Genomic DNA, 22,745 nt, shown 5'->3' with positions numbered 1-22,745 from the left:
CAATCCTCTATAAATTGGATACGGTGTCAGTCTCGCTTAGTCTACGACTTGTCGTACTTTCACTCGGCTTCCTTGTATCCAGATTATATTGAACTAACTATAGTGTCAAAGTGAGCCTTAATATTTACGCTGAAAAAACGACGCTCTATCCTTAGTTTATCACTGCCATCTATATGATATCGCTATTAATATGAACTGCTACAGTCAATTCCATTTATGTCAGGTCTGATGTCACGACTAAGTGCTACTCGCCTGTAGTAAACGCCTGACATACGGATGTTGTGGGTTATAAAAAATATCTTTAGTACTCCCTGACTCTACACATGTACCGTCTTTTAGCACTAGGATTTTTTGACATAGCGCCCGCACGACTTTTAGGTCATGGCTGATAAATACATAGCTGATTTGCAGTTTTTGTTGAATCTCACGTAGCAGGTTAACCACTGTCACCTGCGTGGTACTGTCGAGCGCAGAAGTCGGCTCATCTAATATTAATAGACTTGGCTGCATGATAAGCGCGCGTGCGAGTGCCACACGTTGTCGCTGACCACCAGACAATTCATGCGGATAGCGCTGCGCAAACTCAGCTGGTAGATGTACAGTAGCCAAACTATCAATGACTGCCTGCTGACGAGTGGCCTTATCGACACCTTGGACGAGCAACCCTTCCTCAACGATTTGCATCACTGTCATACGAGGATTGATACTGGCAAATGGGTCTTGAAATACCATCTGAATCTGCGAGCGAAAGATGCGTAGATCACGTTTCGATAATGCCGAAATATCTTGCTCATTGACTATTATCTGTCCACTAACACGCCCTGTATTACCAAGTAACTGACTTAAAGCAAGCGCCGTCGTCGTTTTTCCAGAGCCGGATTCACCTACGATACCCAATGCCTGTCCTTTATGCAGCGTTATATCTAGACTTTTAACCGCATCAAACCAACGCTTGGTACCGCCAAATAGACTTTTTTCCATTGGAAACTGTACTTGTAGCGCGTTTACTTGCAGTACCGTTGACTGCTCACTTTTATTATCATCCAATATAGTCAATGCTTGACCAAAATCCTGCTGGATAAGCGTGCGGGTATACTCTGCTTTGGGCTGATTAAATACAGCGGCTGTTTGTCCTTGTTCAATCGTTTTTCCTTGGCGCATGACAATGACATCATCACTATAACGTCTGACCAAATTGAGGTCATGGCTGATAAGCACCATGGCCATATTATGCTGACGCTTGAGATCATCTAACAGCTCAAGGATTTCGTGTTGCAACGTCACATCGAGTGCCGTCGTCGGCTCATCAGCGATTAAAATATCAGGCTGCTGCGCCAGTGCCATCGCAATCATGACGCGCTGACGCTGACCACCTGATAGCTCATGCGGATAGCGATTCAGCTTATCAGCAGAATCGGTAATATTGACATCGTCTAGCAAGGCGATACTTTGTTCGCGCCATTGCTTTTTAGGAATGCCACTTAAACGCAGTGACTCAGCGATTTGTTTAGCAACCGTATGTAGAGGGTTAAGCGCCGTCATTGGCTCTTGAAATACCATACCAATGCGCTGCCCACGCACAGCACGTAATAATGCCGTGTTCCGCCCTTTCTCATTAGCTATAGGTAAGGTTGTCATACCTGCTGAATCTGCCAGCTGCACCTTGCCCGTAATGGTTAAGCTATCTGGTAATAATCCCAGCAGCGCGAGACTAGCTATTGATTTACCAGAACCTGACTCACCAACGATGGCCAAGGTTTGCCCCTGCGTCAGCTCATAAGATAATTCATCAACCAAAAGCACGCCCACACCAGTATGAATACTGAGCTTATCTACCGACAGTATGACTGTGTTTGTTGCCTGACCATTATTTTCATTTAATCGGTTATTTTTAGCAGTCGTCATTGTCATATTAAGAGCGCCTCGGATCAAATGCATCACGTAGCGCTTCGCCAACGAAGATGAGTAGCGATAAAATAAAGGTCAAACTGAAGAACCCAGATAAGGCCAGCCAAGGTGCATCCAGATTATTTTTACCTTGTACCATCAGCTCACCAAGTGATGGTGAACCCGGTGGTAAACCATATCCTAAAAAATCTAGTGCCGTTAAGGCAATGATATTCGCCGTTAAAATAAAGGGCAATTGCGATAAACTTGAGGCCAAAGCATTCGGCAAAATGTGTCTCAGCATAATCTGGCTGTCCGACACACCAAGATTGCGAGCAGCTCGAACATAGTCAAAGTTACGCGCGCGCAAAAACTCTGCCCGTACCAAACCCACCAGACCCATCCAGCCAAACAATAACATCAAGGCAAACAGCATAGTGATACTCGGACTGAATAAACTGACCAGAATAATAATCATAAACAGCTGAGGCATCCCGCCCCACACTTCCATAAAACGCTGCCCGATTAAATCAACCCAGCCACCGTAATAGCCTTGGATAGCACCGACAATGATACCTATCAATGCGCCTGCAAGTGTCAATGCCAAGCCAAATAGTAAAGACACTCGCAATCCATAAAGTATGCGTGCCAGTACGTCACGGCCTAAGTCATCCGTACCAAGCCAGTTTTGGGCGTTAGGTGCCGCTGGATAAGGAATGCCTAGCTCTACGTTGGGTGTCTGATCGGCAAAGGGAATGAGCGGCATAATATAAAAGCCCTGCTCATCAATCAATGCTTGCACCGCAGGATCTTTGTAATTGGTTTCGGTTTCAAACACACCACCAAAAGTCGTTTCAGGATAAGCCTTTATAACAGGAAAGTAATAATCACCTTGATACTGCACCAGTAGCGGCTTGTCATTCGCAATCACATTGGCTGCCATACAAATAGTAAATATCAGCGCAAATATAAATAGCGAGATGACGCCAAGACGATTCTGGCGAAAACGGTTTAGGCGTGCCTGCCAGATAGGATTTAGCCGACGTTTTTTTGGCATGGAAACAGGAGATTCAGATGAGGGCGTAGAAGGTGATGGATGACTTGACATTAGCGCCCCTCAAAATCAATACGGGGATCAATTAGGTGATAACTTAAATCGCTGATTAATTGTAATAACAATCCCACTAAGGTAAAGATAAATAACGTACCAAATATTACGGGGTAATCACGCTGTTGAATGGCTTCAAAGCCGAGCAAGCCTAAACCATCTAATTTGAAGATAATCTCAATCAGAAAGTTACCGGCAAAGAAAATACCAACGATAGCGGCTGGAATACCAGCGATAATGATTAACATAGCATTACGGAAAACATGCCCGTATAAGACTTGCCGCTCTCCTAAACCTTTGGCACGAGCGGTAAGTACATACTGCTTACCTAACTCTTCTAAAAAGCTAAATTTGGTCAAATAGGTCAAGCCAGCAAACCCGCCAACCGTACTTGCCAATAAAGGCAATGCCAAATGCCAAAAGTAATCTTTCACTTTGCCAAGGGCACTCAATTGGTCAAAGTTCTCAGAGGTTAGCCCTTGTAGTGGAAAGATATTCCAATAACTGCCACCCGCAAAGAACACCAGTAGTATGACGGCGAATACAAAGACAGGTATCGCATGACCGATAGCAAGCAGCATAGCCGTTGCTTTATCAATCCCAGAGCCATGATGCATGGCTTTGTAGACCCCGAGTGGAATCGCGATCATATAAATCAGCAACGTACTCCATAGCCCAAGCGAGATTGATACTGGCAGCTTTTCTACAATGAGGTCGGTTACTGTCTGACCTTTAAAAAACGACTCACCAAAATCTAGCTGGGCATAGTTCTTTAGCATCAGCCAAAAGCGCTCGGGGGCCGATTTATCAAAACCGTATTGCGCATTAATCGCTGCCACCATCTCTTCAGATAGACCACGCGTACCCTGATACGTGCTGTTATTGCTGCCTGCACTGCCCGCGCCAATATTACCAGCTAACGCATTGTCTTTTGCGCCTTGTTCAATAAGCGCCAGCTGCTGCTCAACAGGGCCGCCGGGGGCTGCTTGCACAATGACAAAGTTTGCGAGTAATATCAAAAATAGCGTCGGTAATATCAACAGTAATCTTTTTAAGATATAACGACCCATAACAGCAGCTTCCTAACATAACAAACATGACGATAGAGAAAACGAGCGGTGAACGCAGTTAGAAGTTATTTTTTAACTCACGTAAAGCAGCAAATACGGTCAAAGACTTATCATCGTTGATGCTCATTTTAGCCTTCACACCTGCTATCACACTGGGCTCTTGTGTACGTAAGAATACATTTACCATACGCTCATGCTCTAGGGTCACAGGTAATGTCGGCATACCTTGTGCGGTTTGCGCTTCTGCTTGTGCCAATGCTTGCTGCATTGCCTCATTGGCAGGCTCAATCGATAGCCCAAAATGTAAGTTGCTGGCCGTATATTCATGTGCGGGATACAGTAGCGTCTCAGCTGCTAGACCATTCAAACGCTTAAAGCTGTCATGCAACTGCTCAATCGTACCCGTAAATACACGTCCGCACCCTGCACTAAATAGCGTGTCACCACAGAAGCAATGCTTGCGCCCATCGATATCCAAGATATAAGCCACATGACTGGCCGTATGACCAGACACATCCCAAACTTGCGCGGAGCAACCCCATGCACTTACCGTACTGCCATCTTTAATAGTTTGGTCTTCATCGACATTATGCTCAGTATGCGCCACTAGGTGCGTCATCGGATAAGACTCTTGTAGCGCTGCGACGCCGCCGATGTGATCATGATGATGATGCGTGGTCCAAATAGACGTTAGCTCTAGATTGTTTTCTTCTAAATAAGCAATGACAGGTTCAGCCTGACCTGGATCAATGACAATCGCTTGCTTATTGTTTTCATTAATCAATGTCCAGATATAATTGTCATTGAACGCTTTAATCGGGTGAATACGAATACTCATGGTAAATCCTTACGAATAGTTATCTCTGTTGCTTAATTTTTATCAAACGTTTTTGTGAAACGCTTTAACATTCAAAATTGTTGATTTTTACTTTTTTAAATAGGTATTAATACGAGCTTCTGCTGCTTTATCCGTCCACCAGTAGTCGATGCCGACAGCATTGGTAGGCAGTTTTTCTGTATGGCGGTATTGATTCCAGTAGGCGACATTGGTGCCTGACTTTCCATATAGTGGCACTAAATAATGACCAGCACGTAATAAGCGGTCTAGCACTTGGGTATATAGCACAATCTCTTCACGATTCTTAGCACGACCCAACTTGTCTATGACATCGTCGATTGCCACGTTTTTAATACCCGCTGTATTTCTATTACCTGCTTGGTCAGCTGCCGCGCCACCCCAAAAGCTGGCCTGTTCAGCGCCAGGAGATAAGCTCTGCGCAAATACATCCACCACCATATCATAATCAAAATTGCGCATACGCTCATAATATTGCGGGCCATCGACTTGACGCAAGGTCGTATCAAACCCTAAACGCTTCAAGTTGCGAATGTATGGCAACAGCACTCGTCCCATGGTTTCGCCTGTCATCAAAATCTCAATTTGAGCAAGCTGTCCATCAGGCTGATACAGCTTCATATCCTCATAATAGAAACCCGCATCTAGCAATAGCTGACGTGCCTCTAATAGCCCTTGACGATTAAAACCGCTACCATCAGTAGTAGGCAACTGCCATTCTGCCAATACAGCCTGACGTTGTATGGGTTCAAGCTTAGATAACAAAGGGGTTAGCACTTGCATCTCAGCAGTAGATGGCGTATTCGTGGCAGCAAGCTCAGAGCCATGAAAGAAGCTCTGTAAGCGCTCATATTGCCCATGAAATAAGGTTTTATTCATCCATTCAAAGTCATAAGCCGCCGTCAATGCCTGACGAACACGAATATCTTGAAAGATTGGCCGACGCATATTCATCACCAGACCTTGCATCGGTACTGGATTTTGACTGCTTATCGTCTCTTTGTTAATCAGCCCTGCTTTTACTGCGAGGAAATTATAACCCGTTGCCCAATTGGACGCTTTATTCTCAGGACGAAAGCGATACTGACCAGATTTAAAACCTTCAAACGCAATCTCATCACTTTGATAATACACAAACTTAATCATATCAAAGTTATAACGACCACGATTGACCATCAAATCACGCCCCCAATAGTTGGCATCGCGTATATAGCTGACCGCTCGCCCTGCATCTACACGTCCAAGCTTATAAGGACCACTGCCCATCAATGGCGTTAGACTAATCTTCTCAAAATCAGCATCGATAGAGGTCTTGGCAAAAATAGGAAACTGTCCAACCGTTAACAAAATTTCTTTATTCTCATCAGACGCAAAGACAAACCTCACTCGTTGCTTATCCAGAACTTGAACGTCCTTAATATCACCTAAATAGCTGCGAATATACATCGGCCCTTTGTTCAATATCGCGTCAAAAGTGGCTTTGACATCATCGCTAGTAACTGGCGACCCATCCCAAAAACGTGCAGCAGGATTGATATGATAAACAATCCAGCTGGTATCATCAGGGTCATACGTCACCTTACTTGCCAACTGCGGATACATCGTAAAGGCTTCATTTAATGAGCCAGTCATCAGGGTATCATACAGATAGTCGGTACCAGCCATTGCCACACCAGTGGTCATCCATTTATTGGCAGCATTAAAAGTGCCACGCGCATCGAGCGAGAGCGTACCGCCTGTTGGTGCATTTGGATTGGCATAAGGCATGAATGGTGCGTCAATATAGTGAGTAGGACTGTTATGACCAAGCGCAGTCGTGGTGATTGGCGCTGCGATACTGACAGGTATACAGCTCATTGCGGCAATTAGCATTATGGCTTTTAGCATAGTGTTTTTTATCATAATAAAGTTATAACAAGCCCTTTTGCCAAACTGATGAATATATTTAGAGTTTATCTAGTGACTGCATGCTAATTGAAAACTCGCTAAGCATGATAAGTTGCACAAAATTTATCATAACAAACTTCAGTTTTTTAACATCTTAGCGCAGAATTCCCCTACTTCTAAAGTAGTGGGATGAATGCGTTATTAATCACTACCCTTAGTGCTTGTGGTATTATAATTAATAATTATACCACTTATTCATAATAAGCCTCTATGCCCACGCAAATTCTAAAAGCCCATAAAGTTAGACTATACCCAAACGAGGATCAGCAGATATTTTTTGCCAAGTCGTTTGGCTGTAGTCGTTTTATTTGGAATAAGATGCTTGGCGATAAAACAGACCACTACGAGGCCACAAAAACCACCTTAAACAACACACCTGCTCAGTATAAAAAAGAGTTTGAGTGGCTAAAGGAAGTGGATAGCTTAGCGTTGGCTAATGTGCAGCAGCAGCTAAGAGGTGCTTACAACAAGTTTTTCAAGCAAGGCACAGGTTTCCCTAAGTTCAAGAAAAAAGGTATTAAGGACAGCTATACCACCAACAATCAGAAAGGAACGGTAGCGATCACAGACAGCACCGTTAAACTACCCAAAATAGGCCATATCAACGCCAAGTTCCCCGACAAAATAAATGGTCTGATTAAGAGCGCCACCATTAGCCGCACCCCATCAGGTAGATACTACGTCAGCCTATTGGTTAAAACCATCGTTAACGCATTACCAAAAACCCAATCAAACATCGGCATTGATTTAGGATTGACAGACTTTATCGTCTTATCAGACGGTACAAAAGTTGCCAATCCTAAGTTTCTATCGAAACTGCAAGACAAACTGGCTCGCGCACAAAAGATTTTAGCCAAACGCAGAGCGATTGCTAAAGCGGATCAGCGCAAACTGTCAGAGAGCCGTAATTATCAAAAGCAAAAACTTAAAGTCGCTAAAGTTTATGAGAAAATAACCAGTACCCGCAAAGACTTTCTACATAAGCTCTCATTCAATATCATCAAAAACCACGATGTGATTGCGATAGAGGACTTGAACGTCAAGGGCATGGTTAAGAACCGCAAACTGGCTAAAGCCATATCAGACAGCTCGTGGTCAACATTCACCACTATGCTGACCTATAAAGCAGAGTGGTACGGTAAAACGCTTGTCAAAATAGACCGGTGGTATCCATCCTCTAAGACCTGCTCAAACTGTGGTCACTTGCTAACGAAAGCTGAATTACCGCTGTCGGTGCGATCTTGGAATTGTCCAAGTTGTTTGCAAGAAAATGACCGCGACCTTAACGCCAGTATCAATATCTTAAATCAAGGATTACTACTGGCTAAACGATTAAAAACTGTCGGTGCGACAGGGTTAGCTTAGTAAATTTGCCTAACCGCTGATACAATACATTGTATCAAGTATGGGCATTACCTAAGAAACCCCTACCTCTAAGGTAGTGGGTAGTTCATCCTAATGGTTTGCCATGCAAAATGTGTGGTATTACAAACCATTCGTCTATCCACCAAGCAAACATGCTGATTTTAGACAAAAAAAGACGCAGCTCATAAAGTTGCGTCTTTTTTTCTAAAACTGGTGCTGATTTAAGCGTGCTTTTTTTCAAAGGCAATCATAAAATCAACCAGTTGCTGTACCCAGTCTAGTGATACGGCATTGTAGATGCTGGCACGCATACCGCCCACATCACGGTGACCTTTTAAGTTCATCAAGCCTGCCGCGGCTGACTCTTCTAAAAACACTTTATCAAGACTGCTGTCTGCCAAGGTAAATGGCACATTCATAATAGAACGATGTTTAATAGCTACTGGATTGTTATAAAAATCGCTGTCATCAATCGTTTTATAGAGTAAGTCTGCTTTTTGCTGATTAATCTTGCCGATAGCAGCCACGCCGCCTTGCTCTTCTAACCAATCAAAGACCAGTCCTGCCAAGTACCAAGAATACGTCGCTGGCGTGTTTGACATAGACTCTTTTTCAGCCTGATGCTCGTAGTTCATTAGCAGCGGACACCACTCACTCGCCTGCCCTAATAGATCCTCACGAATAATCACAATAATCAGTCCTGCTGGACCAATGTTCTTTTGTGCACCCGCATAAATCATCCCAAATTTAGAGACGTCAATTGGCTGTGACAAAATGCAAGAAGACATATCAACGATAATCGGCGCATCAACGGCTGGCGGCTCAAATATTTGCAAGCCATGAATGGTTTCGTTAGCGCAATAATGGAAATATGCCGCATTTTCACTTAACTGCCACTCACTTTGGTCAGGCACATCGGTAAAGTTACTTTCTTTGCCCGTTGCGACCACGTTAGTCTCGCCCAGACCCAGTTTGGCATAGCGATCGGCTTCTTTGATGGCCTTGCCTGACCAAGCACCTGTCGTTAGATAATCTGCGCGCCCACCATTTAATAGGTTTAATGGAATCGCTGAAAACTGTAAGCTAGCGCCGCCTTGTAAAAATAGCACTTTATAATTATCTGGAATGTCCATCAACGAACGCAATTTCGCTTCAGCTTTTTCCGTAATAGCAATGTATTCTTTACTACGGTGACTTACTTCCATGACCGACATACCGCTTCCCTGCCAATCAAGCAACTCGTCTTGAGCGCGTGATAATACAGCAGTTGGTATCGTAGCAGGCCCCGCTGAAAAGTTAGGCACACGGTTAGGAGCGACGGTATTGATAGTTGATGTGGTGGTCATAGTCATAGTCATTATCCTAAATATGATGAAATCATCGTTGTTTGTTGGAGCGTAAAAGTTATCGATCAAAATCACTGTAAAAGTGACTTTCGTTGTTTTTATTTGCTAATGTCTGTTTTTTTATGCCGATAGTTTATACAAGTAATTTATGACCACACCAATGGTCAGCTGGCTTAACCAGATAATTTCTCCCAAAGCTGACGCTTTAAGCTGCTATCAGTAAGCATTTCATCTAACGTGGGCATAGCCGTAAGTGTCGGATGCTCAAGCCCTTCAGGCAACTCAGTTAATGCTACCACTTGTATCTCTTCACTGCGGCCAATTTTAAAGACATACCCAGCAAGACTGGCATTGGCAAGCTCTGCGGTATCCATACCTTCACAAATAGGAAAAGAGGTGGTCTCACAAGTGATTGATAACGCTTGGGTGATATTCTGCCATAGCTTTTGACTGTCGTTATTGAGTGCTTGGATATCAACCAAAACCACCCAATCGCCATAGCGACCGCCTTGCAAATCAAATGGTGATACTTTTTTAAAGCTATCATCATTATTTATATGCGCAATAGGACTCTGCCCGATAGCCGCCGTGGTTTGCTGAACTATCTCATTTACGAGAGATTTAACAGGTACATCACCTACAGCTTTGACGCTAGTATCAAAACTATAAGTGACAGGGCTTTGTTCGTTAGGTGATTCTAACCCTACATCACTAGTATCATGGTAATAATTACGAGTGGCGTCATCGTCGATGGCCGCTGATACAGAATCAGCAAATGCTATATTTGACATCTCGATGCTCGCGGTATCATTACTTTTCTGTTCTATACTTGGTTGTTCAATGTTAGTAACAGACGACACAGCCTGAGTAGGCGTATCAATTGTAGAATCAGGAATAGTAGGCGCAGAGATATCTGCCATATTGATGGTGGCGGAGCTTGGCTGTACCCACTGATTGATACCCATCATCGCTAAAATTTGACGCTGCTGCATACGATGTTGCAATACAATTAGCGGGTCTGCAATGTCACTCATACGTCTTTACTATCCTACTCATCTAAGATGGGTTTACAGAATATCTGTATTAAAAAATGTCAAATAACAACTTGAATCATGCAACTTCTAGTCAGCCCAATACGTGTCAAACAATGCTTACGCACTTCACTCAGCCAGAGCATTCAAAAGAGCTTTCGAACGCCTAACCAGCGCTCTGAAAGCAGTATTAGGCAATCATACTCATCTTGGCTGACTATCGTATCGTGTAACATCACTGTATGCAATGTACTCAGCCATTGCTGATAATTATTATAGGTGTAACTCTCACTATCCGTATCATTATAATCTATTTGATTGAGGCTCTGTTGTCTCTCTTGATAATTATCACGGCGTTTGGCATCTATTACAGACGACCCAACGGTGGATGCTATGAACACAGGCACAGTCTCTATTAATGCCAATAGCTGAATACTATTGAGGTTTTGAGAAATCAGCAGCAACCACTGTAGATTGGCATCGCTAATGGCTGCTAAATCAATATCAATCAAACGTGCATGGCGGCGTAAATCCACGATATAGTGGGCCACACTAGCATCGTTGTAGTCAAGCATCGAACTATATAACGCTGATGTCATTTGGCCTTTGACATCTTTTGACAAACGATATGCTAGTAAAATTAGCATCGTTCTCTTAACATCGTTCAGTCGAGTAAACACTTGACCTGAAGGATCAAGCTGGGCATATATACCCTTTGTGCCAACTCGCAATGTGTGCTGCCATGACTCATATTTTCGTATCTGTGACTGCTCATCACTTAGCACCGTAGACAGTACTGGCAGCAGCTGTTGTAAATGCAGCGCTTGCCATAGTGACAAAATAGAAGGCGTCCAAGATGTACCACTTTTGGCGGCAACTGATTCTGACTGAATACTATACGTAAGAAAACCTTGATCCGTCATCTTATCTGCTAAGTCTATACTCAGATCAACAGTTAGCTGGCCGTTAAAAAGTTCAGTGATACCTTGTTGATAGCGCATGAGCATCATACGACATTTTTTTTGCTGACTATAATGCTGATAGCTTTCATTGCTATGGCTACTCTCATGCTTCAGACGTAGCTCTGCAATCACGCTTTCGGATAAATTATGCTGACTCAGATTTTTTATGGCAGTTGTGATTAGCGCACTGTCCAATCGTCGATCGATACTCGCCACGGTTTCTATCAATTTATGGTCGATGGCATGCGGTAGGATTTGCGCTTGGCGATGATCATCGGTTTTATTGGTAGTAACTTCGTACCAAATGTCAGCCAAATCATAAGTACTCGTCGTTGCTAGGGCTTGACCCTGATGGCATAACATCACCGCTTCAATTAAGGCTTGCGCACCTAACGGGTGGTGACTGTGATTGAGAACATACTGTGGTAGCGAGACTTTTTCAATATCATCAATACTAATCAGTGCTGCCGATGGTAAATCACTATCAGGTTTGGCCTGCCAAGGTTCTAACCCTTCATGGATATCCATATCTTGCGACTGCACCTGCAATCGCCCATCAATGACGACATCTTGCGCTACAACGAAATCTAGCCCTTTTTCTTCTTCTTTCTCTACTCCATTATTCAATGCTTGAGTAGAAAGTAGCTCTGCGTGGGGTAATTGTTTGTCAGTATTTTCTTTTTTATTGCTACTTAGGCTATTTGTTTTTATTTTACCCACGTCCCCAAGTCGACGCTGCTCATATATTTCTTTTATTTTTTGCTGATTGATGCGCTTCTCTTTAGCAACTTGTACGGCAAACTTATGGTAAGCATTGGCATTGATAGCACCCATACGCTCGGACAAACTGGGATGAGTCGCAAACCAAGAGACATCCCCTAGGTCTGTGCCACTACTGGCAAAGAAAAAATGACTGAGTCCATTGATATCAGTGATACGTGTCAAGCGTGAACCAAGTGAATCTTGGTGGATGGCTTTTAGTGTCTCCATAATCGCAGGAGAGCGCGTCAGCTGCACACTGGTCGCGTCGGCAAGCAGTTCGCGCTCACGGTTGAAGCTATGTTTGATGAGTTGAGCACTGGCCATACTCGAAAAACTCAACCCATGTAACAACAATGTCCAAACGCTACGAGGCGCTTGGCGATCTACTACCGGTTTGTTTTGTAGCCATCTTGACTGACTTTTTGCGGTTGACTGTTGATTTTGCGACTGACTCTGCCAGTACGCCACCCACTCACTGTGAGTGGTAAAACTTGCGGTTTTCGCTTCAGTACTACGAGCATGATTATCGATGGACTTTTGTGATAGATCGAGGTTTTGATTAACGGCATTATCAAAATAATTGCCATTACCGATAGGATCGCTCCAGTCATATAGTATCTGCAAGCCTGCCAACACCACCATCAACTGCAGATTGAAGGTGGCATCGCCATGTAGGATATGACCATACTCGTGGCCGATGAGCCCGTACAAAGCCTCATCAGACAACTTATCCAACGCACCTTGCGTCACGACCAGCACCATATCCTGACTGTGCCGACCAGCCACGAAACCATTGATGCCTTGCTCATCAGGCAACACATACAAGATAGGCGTACTTAAGCCTGAAGCAATGGCCAACTGCTGCGCAATTTCATAATAGCGGCGGTAGACTGGTGGAAAATCACGCTCATCACGCACCGCAATATGATGTGCACTATAGCGAACCTTTTGTACAGGCTCATGCTGATGAGCAATGCCCTGACTGTGCTCCCAAGCGTCTTGGCTATGATCAATAAACAATCTAACAGCACCTACGCGCTGAGCAATGGCACGACCGCCCGCCTTTAGACGACGATACTCTAAAAAACTACCACCAGCGAAGCTACCTAATGTCCAGATAAGGACCAGTACTAATGCCCAATAATAAATGCCATCCGTAAATAATGTGAGCAACAGTGCCATGACACCGAGCGCCACTGCCATATGCGCAAATACAATGAGAAAAAATAGCCCATAGAGCAATAGACTGCGCTGAGTACGTGTGCGCTGTTCACCAAAAAAATCCATCTGCTTGTCTTACCTAAACTTTATTTTGTCTAAATTTTATATTATCTAAACATAGCCGAACGCATGTGAATATCAGCCCATATTGACAACAGGGGCTTGAGCAATTGCCTTTCTGTCTTCAAACACCAACTGACTCAATGGGCGAAAGCCAAAAGTAGTGCTCACCAGATTGTTTGGGAATACTTCGCGATCATTATTATAGAACATCACACTATCATTATAGTGTTGACGCGCAAAACCAATCCGATTCTCCGTATTGGTCAGCTCATCCATCAATTCTTTAATCATACTGTCTGCTTTTAGCTCAGGATATGCTTCCACGACAGCGGAGAATTGTCCCAATGCTTTGGACAGCATGCTCTCTGCTTTGGCAAATAATGCCATATGTTCCAGTGAGTCTGGCTGATGTTTACTAGAGTCTTGCAAGCTTTGGGCATGATTACGCGCGCTGATGACACGAGTAAGCGTTTCTTCTTCATGCGTCAAATAACGCTTGGCCGTCTCAACAAGATTTGGAATCAAATCATGACGGCGTTTCAGCTGCACATCGATCTGAGCAAAACCATTTTTTGCTTGGTTACGGGCGCGTACCAATTTATTAAATATGGATACCCCAAATACAACTACCAACACCACAAAGGCAATAAACAGCCAGACAAACATCTTCATAATCAAATCCTAAAACGTTTCGTATTGATATTAAGGCCTGTTGCATACTCCACCATCACACTGACAGCGACTATTGGTGAATACTCAACACACTCTAATGTTACTAAAAAGTTAATACATTGTATTTTAACTCATATTAATCAATGAAGCTTCGAAATTGAATAAGAAATTAAAATATAAAATAGATAAAATTAACGCAAAAAAAAGCCCTTTACAATGAAGGGCTTAATACATAATACGAGTGTTTCTGACTGATTATAAAACCAATTATCAAATTTTAGGCAAAAAAAAGCGACTCCAAAAGCACATCCTCGGCACACACTGTGACTATTACCGTTGCTACCTTCCGGTCCTGGCGGGATTCATAGAACAATGTTGCGAGGCTACCAATGGAGCCACCAGTTGCAAATTATACAAGAATTTTTTAATTTTACAACCCCTATCGTAAAACTGTTTTTGTAAGGCAAAAAAATCAGTAACTTAGGTGACAAAATTATCACAGCATCGCGTCTAAATTTTGCTATGTTAGCCTATAAAGCTGAGCATGATGGATAGCAACTAACAAATAAAATGCACCGCTTTTAATAGAGAGAGACAGCGTTTAATGATGGCTTCTCTCTTTATCATTGATATAACTTACTGAGGAGATAGTGATGAAAACCACTTTACTAAACAAAGCAGCCCTAACGACTGGCTCTGCACTTCTATTAACCGCTATGATGGGCAGCGCGCATGCAGAACCAACTGGCTACGACCAGCTTACTTTTCAAACAGAAGTAAAAGAAGAAGTGCAAAATGATGAAGTACGAGCCAGCTTATACAAAAAAGCACAGGCAACTGACTCAAAAGCATTGGCCACTACGCTCAACACCTCTATCAATAATGCCATGAAAATCGCCAAACGCTACCCTAGCGTCACTGTCAGCACAGGACAGCAGCGCACTTACCCTAGTTATGATAAAAACAACAAAATCATAGGCTGGACAGGACAAGCCAATATAGATTTGAAGAGTACTGATTTTGCCGCGACCAGTCAGCTCATCGCTGATCTACAAGAAACGCTTGTCATGGAAAACCTCAGCTTTGGTGTGTCAGACACCAAAAAAGATGCGCTAGAACAGAAGCTAATGACAGATGCCTCTCGCGCGTTTCAACAACAAGCTAAAAACCTAACTAGCGCATGGAGTGCTCGCGGCTATCGTGTGGTGAACGTCAACCTAAATACAGGTAGCAACTACCCGCGTCCAATGTATAGCGCCATGAGCATGAAATCAGACTCACTTGAGTCAGTACCAAGCCAAAGCTTTGAGTCTGGCAACAGTACGATCTCAGTGACTGCAAATGGTACGATTGAGCTGACTAAATAAATCAACTTATATCAGCAGTTGGTTCGTTCGTAAATTGAACTATTCATACTAAAAAGGCAAGCACCCTAATGGTGCTTGCCTTTTTTCTTAAGCTGTTATTTATGCTGTCGTTATTCATCAATAAGACAAGCTTTAATCACTTTGACGTAACTTTAGCAATAATTTTTGATACAACGACAGGTTCTGATAAGCCAACAGCTGCTCTGCCTTTCTTTTATTATCTTGCAAGGTTGTATTGTTTTGGATGACATAAATGGTTCGTGCTACTTGTTGTAGGGTTTTACCTTTCTCATTGGTCACAGCTGCCGTGATACTGTGCGATCCCGGTAAAATATCTACCGTTGGGATGGAAGCACTGAGACCCTGCGCCACCTCATTACCATCCAAGTAAATACTCACGTTATCGCCTGCTTGTAAAGATGGCTTTACTTGTACATTTACAGCGATATTTTGGGCAGGACGACGATAAGCACGCTCTTCGCTAGGCTCAGTGATCGTAAGCTGATAATTGACCGCGGTTTTGACGGTTGAACTATCAGCATCAGGTGTAATCGTCGTCTCTGTGCTGGCAGCTTGAGCAGTACTGCTAGACTGACCACTCGTATTGCTATTGTTACTTGAGTTAAGCGTATCATTTCTAGTCATCACGCTGGTCTGAGTGACTTGCTTATCCGCTTGCTGCTCATAATTCTGTGGACGATCGGTAAAGGTGACTTGACCCGTCTTTTCATCAACGACTTTGTAAATAGCAGAGGCATTTGCTAAAGGGGCGTAGAGGCTGGCGGCACTCACAATCATAGCCGTCAACAGCCCTACGTTGCCTTTTGAAAAAATCAGTTTTGATAATGAGATCATAATCAGTTAACCCAGTTATAGTGTTCACTATTAATATAATATTATGACAACCATTATGCGATATTTTTGGTGTTAAATCAGCAATGATTTCAAGGAAAGTTAGTTATGGCATCTGACCAATTATTTCGCGCATAAAAAAACCAGCTAAGTTAACCTTAGCTGGTTTTTTTGACTCAAAATAACTGAGTGCTTTAGCGACTAATTAGCAGCTGTAGTACATGTCAAATTCGACAGGGTGTACAGTTACATTCAGACGTTGTACTTCTTCTTCTTTCAAAGCGATAAACGCTTCTAGCATGTCTTCAGTGAACACATCGCCTTTTAATAAGAAGTCATGATCGTCACGCAATGCTTGCAATGCAACATCTAAGCTCTCTGCAACCGTTGGGATTTGTGCTTCTTCTTCTGGTGGCAAGTCATACAAGTTTTTGTCAGCAGCTTCACCTGGATGCATTTTGTTTTGGATACCGTCAAGGCCAGCCATCAACAATGCAGCAAATGCTAAGTATGGGTTCGCTGTTGGATCAGGGAAACGGGCTTCTACACGTACCGCTTTAGGGCTGCTCACGTGTGGAATACGTATAGATGCTGAACGGTTAGATGCTGAATAAGCAAGTTTAATAGGCGCTTCATAATGTGGTACTAGGCGCTTATAGCTGTTGGTCGATGGGTTGGTAATCGCATTCAAAGCACGAGCATGCTTGATGATACCACCAACGAAGAACAAAGCTGTTTCAGACAAACCAGCGTATTCATCACCAGCGAAAGTGTTTACGCCATCTTTAGCGATAGACATATGCACATGCATACCTGAACCGTTGTCACCAACGATTGGCTTAGGCATAAAGGTCGCTGTTTTACCAAACTGATGCGCAACGTTATGAACAACATATTTTAGCTGTTGAACTTCATCTGCCTTACGTACCATCGTGTTGAATGCAACGCCAATTTCAGACTGGCAAGATGCTACTTCGTGATGATGTACTTCAACGCTACCTGCACCAACGATGTCTTCGATACGCTCACACATGATTGAACGCATGTCTTGTGAGCTATCGATAGGTGGTACTGGGAAATAGCCGCCTTTAACACGTGGACGATGCGCCATGTTGCCCCACTCATACGTCTCGCCTGTTGACCATGCTGCTTCTTCAGCAGTGATTTTATGGCTAACACCAGACATATCAATTGACCACTTCACATCATCAAAGATGAAGAATTCAGGCTCAGGACCAAAATAAGCAGTATCACCAATGCCAGTAGACTTTAAGTACTCTTCAGCACGGCGTGCGATAGAGCGTGGGTCACGATCATAGCCTTGTAGCGTTGATGGCTCGATAATATCGCAAGTAACGACAACGGTAACTGAATCAAAGAACGGGTCAACAAAAGCGGTTTCTGGATCTGGGCGCAAGATCATATCTGAGGCTTCAATACCTTTCCAGCCAGCAATAGATGAACCATCAAACATCTTGCCGTCTTCCATTACTTCTTCGTCAATGGTATGTGAAGGAAAGCTGATATGTTGTTCTTTACCACGGGTATCGGTAAAACGAAAGTCAACCCATTTAGCATTTGTTGATTTGATAAGGTCTAGTAATTTGTTCGACATAAATAATCTCCGTTGTGTTGATCACGTTATTGCGATTTAAAGTGACTGATGCAATTTACTGGTTCAAGAATATCAGCTGTGTTCTTAATACTAAATAGCGCCTTCAATATTATGCTTATTATCAGCACTGTCAATGTCTTTAGTCAAGACATCCTTTTAATGCTTATTTTTCATTCTAACAACATATAACTCACAATAGTAAATTCTTCCGGCACTTATTAATAATTATTTTTGAATCAATTTTCAGCCATAAATAATCATAAAAGTAGTGATGCAAACACTGTGCCAACTTATAAAAATAACAATATTTGAGACAATACCCATCAACTTAATTCGCAATTATTACAATTACCTATAACATGATTTATTCTTTATCAAGCATGGTCTATCAACGACCCACTCACCTCTTATTTCTCATTTACAGACTTAAAACATCATATTTTTGCACTTTTTCGGTGCTAAAAAATCGCACCATTAACGAACAATGTTCTTTTTTAGTGCATATCTGACAATTAAAAAACATCAAACAAGCCAAAACCAAAGATTCGTCACAAATATTTCGTTAAAAGTATTGTGAGGTAAGATAATTTTTACGCATGACTTACTTAGATAGCTTGTACCCTACATTTGATAGACCACAAAATAATGGTAAGATAACCGCGCCTGACAAACGTATGAATGCAGAAGCACTTGCGTCAAAAATCACTTGAATCAAGAACCACTATAGATAAATATAAGTCTAAAAAACACAATCACATCCACAAGTTGAAAACCCAATGATTTTGATGATCGATAATTACGACAGCTTTACGTACAATATCGTACAGTACTTCGGTGAATTACAGCAGGACATCACCGTCTGGCGTAATGATCAGGCTACCATTGAACAGATTCAAACCCTTGCACCAGACGTAATTGTCATTGGTCCTGGCCCATGTGATCCTGATCGAGCTGGCATCTCTTTAGCAGTGATTGAAACATTCAAAGGTATCATACCGATATTGGGCATTTGCTTGGGTCATCAGGCCATTGGACAAGCATTTGGTGGTCAAGTGGTCAAAGCTGGTGAAGTCATGCATGGTCGGCTATCGGCCGTGTACCATAACGATCAAGGTGTGTTTGCTGAATTGCCTAACCCATCACAGGTCACCCGTTACCACTCTCTCGTCGTTGACAAACACAGCCTGCCCGATTGTCTTGAGCTGACCGCATGGACACAGTATGCCGATGGCAACATTGAGGAAATTATGGGCATCCGACATAAAACTTTGGCCATCGAAGGGGTGCAATTCCATCCTGAGTCTATTTTGAGCGAGGCCGGTTATCAGTTGCTCAATAACTTTTTGCAAACACATAATTTGGCAGTACTGGCCTCAAACGAATTACCACAAGTCGGCTAAGTATCGTTAAAAAATAAATCTAAAATATCTATAATATTAAATTTGAAACCAACTTAATCTAAAACAAACTTATAAAAATAGTAAGCGAGAATATAATGAGTACAACAAAAATAGAGGGTAATCACACTCCAGATAGTATTGCTCAATTGTCTGATGCAGATATTCATAAGTTATTGACGGCATCGTTAGAAAGAATTTTTCAGCACATTGATTTGACCTTTGATGAGATGTATCAAGTGATTCTGATCATCATGCAAGGCAGATGTAGCGACGCCATGATGGGCGCTATTTTGACTGGCTTGCGTATGAAAGGTGAATCAATCGATGAGATTACTGCATCGGCCAGTGCCATGCGTGCCCTGGCTTCTAATATCGAACCGAAGAACTGTGATCACTTAGTAGACATCGTTGGCACTGGTGGCGATGGCGCTAATTTATTCAACGTGTCTACCGCCTCTGCTCTTGTGGCAGCAGCGGCTGGCGCGCAAGTTGCCAAACACGGCAACCGCGGCGTGTCTAGCAAGTCAGGTAGCTCAGACTTACTCGAACAAGCGGGCATTAGTCTTGCGCTCACACCTGCACAAGCAAAAGACTGTATCGAAAACCAAGGTATCGGCTTTCTGTTTGCACCCAATCATCACAGTGCCATGCGCTACGCCATACCCGTCCGCCGCGAGCTCAAAGCGCGTACGATTTTCAATATTTTAGGGCCATTGACCAATCCTGCTGGCACGCCCAATCTGGTCATTGGTGTTTTTACCGCCCAATTGTGTGAGCCTATCGCCAACGTCATGAAAAACTTGGGCGCCCGTCATGTGATGGTCGTGGGTGCAAAAGACGGCTTGGATGAGATTAGCCTTGCTACTTCAACTACTGTCGCTGAATTAAAAGATGGCGAGATATCTGTTTATGAGATGATGCCAGAAGATGCAGGCATTGAATCGCAGACCCTGATCGGTCTCGATGTCGACTCTCCAGCGCAAAGTCTGGAGCTGATTCGCGCTGCACTATCTGGAGCCGACACTCATGACCGCTCTGTACTTAAGGCTCGTGATATGATTGCACTAAATGCAGGTGCGGCAATATATACGGCAGGACTTGCCAGCAACTACGCTAATGGTGTGAGTCGAGCGCAAAAAGCCATCCAAAATGGTGATGCGTTGCTCAAGCTTGAGTCTCTGGCCAACTACACACAGCAATTAGTGGCTCAGGGTTAACTTATAAGCACTCATATGGTGCAAAATTTGCCACCACTGTCTATAGACAAAGAAGTCTAAAACGGATACAAGGTAGCTGACTGCAGATTGTACAAGTCGTACATCTAGGAAGGGTAACCCCGTAGCCGTTTAGTCGTTCTTTGACTATATTTACATTTAACAATATTCGGATACCCGTATGACCACAACTCACTCAGACATACCTTCAGTATTGCAGCGCATTGTTGCAACCAAAATAGAAGAAGTGAAAGCCGCGCGTGAGAGTCTTTCTCTTGAGGATTTACAAGCGCAAGTCGCAGCTGATAATAAACCACGCCGAGGTTTTGCTGCCGCTTTACGAGCGGCCAGTACGAACAAAAACAGTGTCGGTATCATTGCTGAAATCAAAAAAGCATCACCGTCTAAAGGCATCATCAATCATAACTTTGCACCAGCGTTATTTGCCCAGCAATATGAGCAAGCTGGTGCCAGCTGTTTATCAGTATTGACTGATCGTGATTATTTTCAAGGCGATGACAGCTATCTTCTTCAAGCGTCTAATGCTGCAAGCCTACCAATATTGCGCAAAGACTTTATGGTAGATGTATACCAAATATATCAATCTTATCTGATGGGTGCAGACTGTATACTGCTCATCATGGCTTGCCTTGATGACACGCAAGTACAAGAGCTGCATGCACTGAGTATCGAGTTAGGTATGGATGTGTTGATAGAAATACATACCAAATCTGAGCTTGATCGTGCACTAACATTGCCACGCTCAGCGCACAATATTTATGGGATTAACAATCGCGACTTAAATACTTTTGACGTCGATCTGCAAACCACATTAGATCTAAAAAATATTTTGATCGAAGCATTAGCAGCAGATGATACAACCCTTAAACCACTTGTCGTTACCGAAAGTGGCATTCATAGCAGTGATGATATTCGTCTGATGTTAAGTCATGATATTCAGCACTTTTTAATCGGTGAGCAGTTTATGAAAACCGATCATCCTGGACAAGCGTTACAATCCTTACTTGCGGGCGTCGCAGCAGACGAGTAAAGTAACTAAAATAGCTTAGGCTGCAATACGACTCGTAAGCGTATATTAGTATAAAACCAGCGACGATATAGACTATTAAGTCATTCATTCATCAACCAACGATACATTAACTTTTATGTCAAATTCTCTGTTTTCAAAAGAAATGCAAGACCAACTTAAAGAGCTAAAAGGCCAACTAAGCAAAGGTCGTGATACCACGTCACCTGAAGGTGAGGATCAAAAGCCAACAGAACCTGTATCATTACCCACGCAAAAGCAAGTCAATAAGACTGTTAAGCAAATGAACAGCGAACATGTTGATGATGATAAAGTGCTGTTTATGCAAGCCATGCATGGTGTCAATCAGCTTGACGATAAAAACGTCCGCTCACCTGCCAATGCAGCAAAAGCGGGCAAACCTGATGCAACCACACTGTCTAAACGTGCAGCTGCTCAAGGTAGTGAAGCCAGTGACTTGGGCGCAGGCTTGTCGGATATGCAAGCACTGCTCAACCCTGTCGCTGCTGAAGCATTTTTATCGTACAAACAGCCAACCTTGCAAAACAAGATCTTTGATCAACTTAAGAAAGGCAAGCTACGTTGGTATGATGCTGTAGATATTCATGGTTGCACGATAGAAGAAGCTCGTGACGCTATGACTCAATTGCTGAGTCAAGCGAAGCAGAAAAATGAGACGATGGTAAAAATAGTCCATGGTAAAGGCTCTGAGGCCATTCTAAAGACGTGTGTGAACGGTTGGTTACGTCAATTACCAGAAGTCTTAGCTTTCTGCTCTGCCCCGCCTAAAGATGGCGGTAATGGTGCAGTATTGGTATTGCTCAAAAAGCCTAAAGCTGATGGCGAATAATTATTATTGTTAGCTCAGTATTAGAAATAAAAAGGACTGCAAATAGCAGTCCTTTTTTATATAAATAAATCGTCTATTTCTATAGTAGCAAGCTGTAAGCACACAGCCA

At 43.1% G+C, this 22,745-nt stretch carries 17 protein-coding genes and 1 other RNA gene; 6 read left to right on the top strand and 12 right to left on the bottom strand.

Features of this window, described 5'->3' with window-relative positions:
- Window positions 1–237 precede the first annotated feature (237 nt).
- From I6E83_RS09605 to I6E83_RS09585, 5 genes are all read right to left on the bottom strand, one after another.
- Window positions 238–1,905, bottom strand: a complete 1,668-nt coding sequence (locus I6E83_RS09605; protein ID WP_197101510.1) for an ABC transporter ATP-binding protein — start codon at window positions 1,903–1,905, stop codon at window positions 238–240.
- 7 nt (window positions 1,906–1,912) lie between these two features.
- Window positions 1,913–2,944: an ABC transporter permease gene (locus tag I6E83_RS09600; protein ID WP_197101509.1), complete on the bottom strand. Its 1,032-nt coding sequence runs from the start codon at window positions 2,942–2,944 to the stop codon at window positions 1,913–1,915.
- Window positions 2,945–2,994: 50 nt separating this feature from the next.
- The gene (gene yejB / locus I6E83_RS09595; RefSeq protein WP_110923836.1) at window positions 2,995–4,065 is read right to left on the bottom strand and encodes a microcin C ABC transporter permease YejB; all 1,071 of its coding nucleotides are present in this window, start codon (window positions 4,063–4,065) and stop codon (window positions 2,995–2,997) included.
- Window positions 4,066–4,123: 58 nt separating this feature from the next.
- Complete coding sequence (gloB, locus tag I6E83_RS09590) at window positions 4,124–4,903, bottom strand: hydroxyacylglutathione hydrolase (RefSeq protein WP_197101428.1); 780 nt, start codon at window positions 4,901–4,903, stop codon at window positions 4,124–4,126.
- Between the two features lie 87 nt (window positions 4,904–4,990).
- A complete protein-coding gene (locus tag I6E83_RS09585) occupies window positions 4,991–6,823 on the bottom strand; it encodes an extracellular solute-binding protein (protein WP_197101427.1) in 1,833 nt (610 codons plus the stop codon).
- A gap of 255 nt (window positions 6,824–7,078) precedes the next feature.
- On the opposite strand from I6E83_RS09585, the gene tnpB reads away from it, so the two are divergent.
- Window positions 7,079–8,233: an IS200/IS605 family element RNA-guided endonuclease TnpB gene (gene tnpB, locus I6E83_RS09580; protein ID WP_197101425.1), complete on the top strand. Its 1,155-nt coding sequence runs from the start codon at window positions 7,079–7,081 to the stop codon at window positions 8,231–8,233.
- A gap of 221 nt (window positions 8,234–8,454) precedes the next feature.
- On the opposite strand, the gene serC is transcribed toward tnpB, so the two are convergent.
- From serC to ffs, 5 genes are all read right to left on the bottom strand, one after another.
- Complete coding sequence (gene serC, locus I6E83_RS09575) at window positions 8,455–9,579, bottom strand: 3-phosphoserine/phosphohydroxythreonine transaminase (RefSeq protein WP_197101508.1); 1,125 nt, start codon at window positions 9,577–9,579, stop codon at window positions 8,455–8,457.
- 173 nt (window positions 9,580–9,752) lie between these two features.
- Window positions 9,753–10,613 carry a hypothetical protein gene (locus tag I6E83_RS09570; protein ID WP_197101424.1) on the bottom strand — a complete coding sequence of 287 codons (861 nt, stop codon included), beginning with the start codon at window positions 10,611–10,613 and terminating at the stop codon, window positions 9,753–9,755.
- A gap of 143 nt (window positions 10,614–10,756) precedes the next feature.
- Window positions 10,757–13,621 carry a M48 family metalloprotease gene (locus I6E83_RS09565; protein WP_197101423.1) on the bottom strand — a complete coding sequence of 955 codons (2,865 nt, stop codon included), beginning with the start codon at window positions 13,619–13,621 and terminating at the stop codon, window positions 10,757–10,759.
- 72 nt (window positions 13,622–13,693) lie between these two features.
- Complete coding sequence (locus I6E83_RS09560; protein ID WP_110923829.1) at window positions 13,694–14,290, bottom strand: LemA family protein; 597 nt, start codon at window positions 14,288–14,290, stop codon at window positions 13,694–13,696.
- A 295-nt stretch (window positions 14,291–14,585) separates the two neighbouring features.
- Window positions 14,586–14,682, bottom strand: an RNA gene (ffs, locus tag I6E83_RS09555) — signal recognition particle sRNA small type.
- Between the two features lie 261 nt (window positions 14,683–14,943).
- Here ffs and I6E83_RS09550 point away from each other — a divergent pair.
- A complete protein-coding gene (locus tag I6E83_RS09550; RefSeq protein WP_197101422.1) occupies window positions 14,944–15,657 on the top strand; it encodes an SIMPL domain-containing protein in 714 nt (237 codons plus the stop codon).
- A 132-nt stretch (window positions 15,658–15,789) separates the two neighbouring features.
- Here the strand turns inward: I6E83_RS09550 and I6E83_RS09545 are convergent, their stop codons facing one another.
- Window positions 15,790–16,512: a DUF4124 domain-containing protein gene (locus I6E83_RS09545; RefSeq protein WP_197101421.1), complete on the bottom strand. Its 723-nt coding sequence runs from the start codon at window positions 16,510–16,512 to the stop codon at window positions 15,790–15,792.
- A gap of 202 nt (window positions 16,513–16,714) precedes the next feature.
- The gene (gene glnA, locus I6E83_RS09540) at window positions 16,715–18,124 is read right to left on the bottom strand and encodes a type I glutamate--ammonia ligase (RefSeq protein WP_110923825.1); all 1,410 of its coding nucleotides are present in this window, start codon (window positions 18,122–18,124) and stop codon (window positions 16,715–16,717) included.
- 776 nt (window positions 18,125–18,900) lie between these two features.
- On the opposite strand from glnA, the gene I6E83_RS09535 reads away from it, so the two are divergent.
- The 4 genes from I6E83_RS09535 to I6E83_RS09520 all read left to right on the top strand — a co-directional run bounded on the left by I6E83_RS09535 (window position 18,901) and on the right by I6E83_RS09520 (window position 22,636).
- Entirely contained in the window at window positions 18,901–19,524 is a 624-nt protein-coding gene (locus I6E83_RS09535) for an anthranilate synthase component II (protein WP_197101420.1), read from the top strand.
- 95 nt (window positions 19,525–19,619) lie between these two features.
- Window positions 19,620–20,741: an anthranilate phosphoribosyltransferase gene (gene trpD / locus I6E83_RS09530; RefSeq protein WP_197101419.1), complete on the top strand. Its 1,122-nt coding sequence runs from the start codon at window positions 19,620–19,622 to the stop codon at window positions 20,739–20,741.
- A 178-nt stretch (window positions 20,742–20,919) separates the two neighbouring features.
- Entirely contained in the window at window positions 20,920–21,789 is an 870-nt protein-coding gene (trpC, locus tag I6E83_RS09525; protein WP_197101417.1) for an indole-3-glycerol phosphate synthase TrpC, read from the top strand.
- 115 nt (window positions 21,790–21,904) lie between these two features.
- Complete coding sequence (locus I6E83_RS09520) at window positions 21,905–22,636, top strand: Smr/MutS family protein (RefSeq protein WP_197101415.1); 732 nt, start codon at window positions 21,905–21,907, stop codon at window positions 22,634–22,636.
- Window positions 22,637–22,745 lie beyond the last annotated feature (109 nt).

The organism is Psychrobacter sp. SZ93C1 (genome assembly GCF_015864635.1).
GTDB lineage: Bacteria > Pseudomonadota > Gammaproteobacteria > Pseudomonadales > Moraxellaceae > Psychrobacter > Psychrobacter fozii.
This window is presented reverse-complemented; position numbering and strand designations above follow the sequence as displayed.

Excerpts from the sequence above, each read along its gene's own strand:
- serC (WP_197101508.1), bottom strand. The coding sequence starts at position 9,579 with ATGACCACCACATCAACTATCAATACCGTCGCTCCTAACCGTGTGCCT.
- I6E83_RS09565 (WP_197101423.1), bottom strand. The coding sequence starts at position 13,621 with ATGGATTTTTTTGGTGAACAGCGCACACGTACTCAGCGCAGTCTATTG.
- I6E83_RS09605 (WP_197101510.1), bottom strand. The coding sequence starts at position 1,905 with ATGACGACTGCTAAAAATAACCGATTAAATGAAAATAATGGTCAGGCA.
- tnpB (WP_197101425.1), top strand. The coding sequence starts at position 7,079 with ATGCCCACGCAAATTCTAAAAGCCCATAAAGTTAGACTATACCCAAAC.
- I6E83_RS09600 (WP_197101509.1), bottom strand. The coding sequence starts at position 2,944 with ATGCCAAAAAAACGTCGGCTAAATCCTATCTGGCAGGCACGCCTAAAC.
- trpD (WP_197101419.1), top strand. The coding sequence starts at position 19,620 with ATGAGTACAACAAAAATAGAGGGTAATCACACTCCAGATAGTATTGCT.
- yejB (WP_110923836.1), bottom strand. The coding sequence starts at position 4,065 with ATGGGTCGTTATATCTTAAAAAGATTACTGTTGATATTACCGACGCTA.
- glnA (WP_110923825.1), bottom strand. The coding sequence starts at position 18,124 with ATGTCGAACAAATTACTAGACCTTATCAAATCAACAAATGCTAAATGG.
- I6E83_RS09550 (WP_197101422.1), top strand. The coding sequence starts at position 14,944 with ATGAAAACCACTTTACTAAACAAAGCAGCCCTAACGACTGGCTCTGCA.
- trpC (WP_197101417.1), top strand. The coding sequence starts at position 20,920 with ATGACCACAACTCACTCAGACATACCTTCAGTATTGCAGCGCATTGTT.
- I6E83_RS09585 (WP_197101427.1), bottom strand. The coding sequence starts at position 6,823 with ATGATAAAAAACACTATGCTAAAAGCCATAATGCTAATTGCCGCAATG.
- I6E83_RS09560 (WP_110923829.1), bottom strand. The coding sequence starts at position 14,290 with ATGAAGATGTTTGTCTGGCTGTTTATTGCCTTTGTGGTGTTGGTAGTT.
- I6E83_RS09535 (WP_197101420.1), top strand. The coding sequence starts at position 18,901 with ATGATTTTGATGATCGATAATTACGACAGCTTTACGTACAATATCGTA.
- gloB (WP_197101428.1), bottom strand. The coding sequence starts at position 4,903 with ATGAGTATTCGTATTCACCCGATTAAAGCGTTCAATGACAATTATATC.
- I6E83_RS09545 (WP_197101421.1), bottom strand. The coding sequence starts at position 16,512 with ATGATCTCATTATCAAAACTGATTTTTTCAAAAGGCAACGTAGGGCTG.
- I6E83_RS09570 (WP_197101424.1), bottom strand. The coding sequence starts at position 10,613 with ATGAGTGACATTGCAGACCCGCTAATTGTATTGCAACATCGTATGCAG.
- I6E83_RS09520 (WP_197101415.1), top strand. The coding sequence starts at position 21,905 with ATGTCAAATTCTCTGTTTTCAAAAGAAATGCAAGACCAACTTAAAGAG.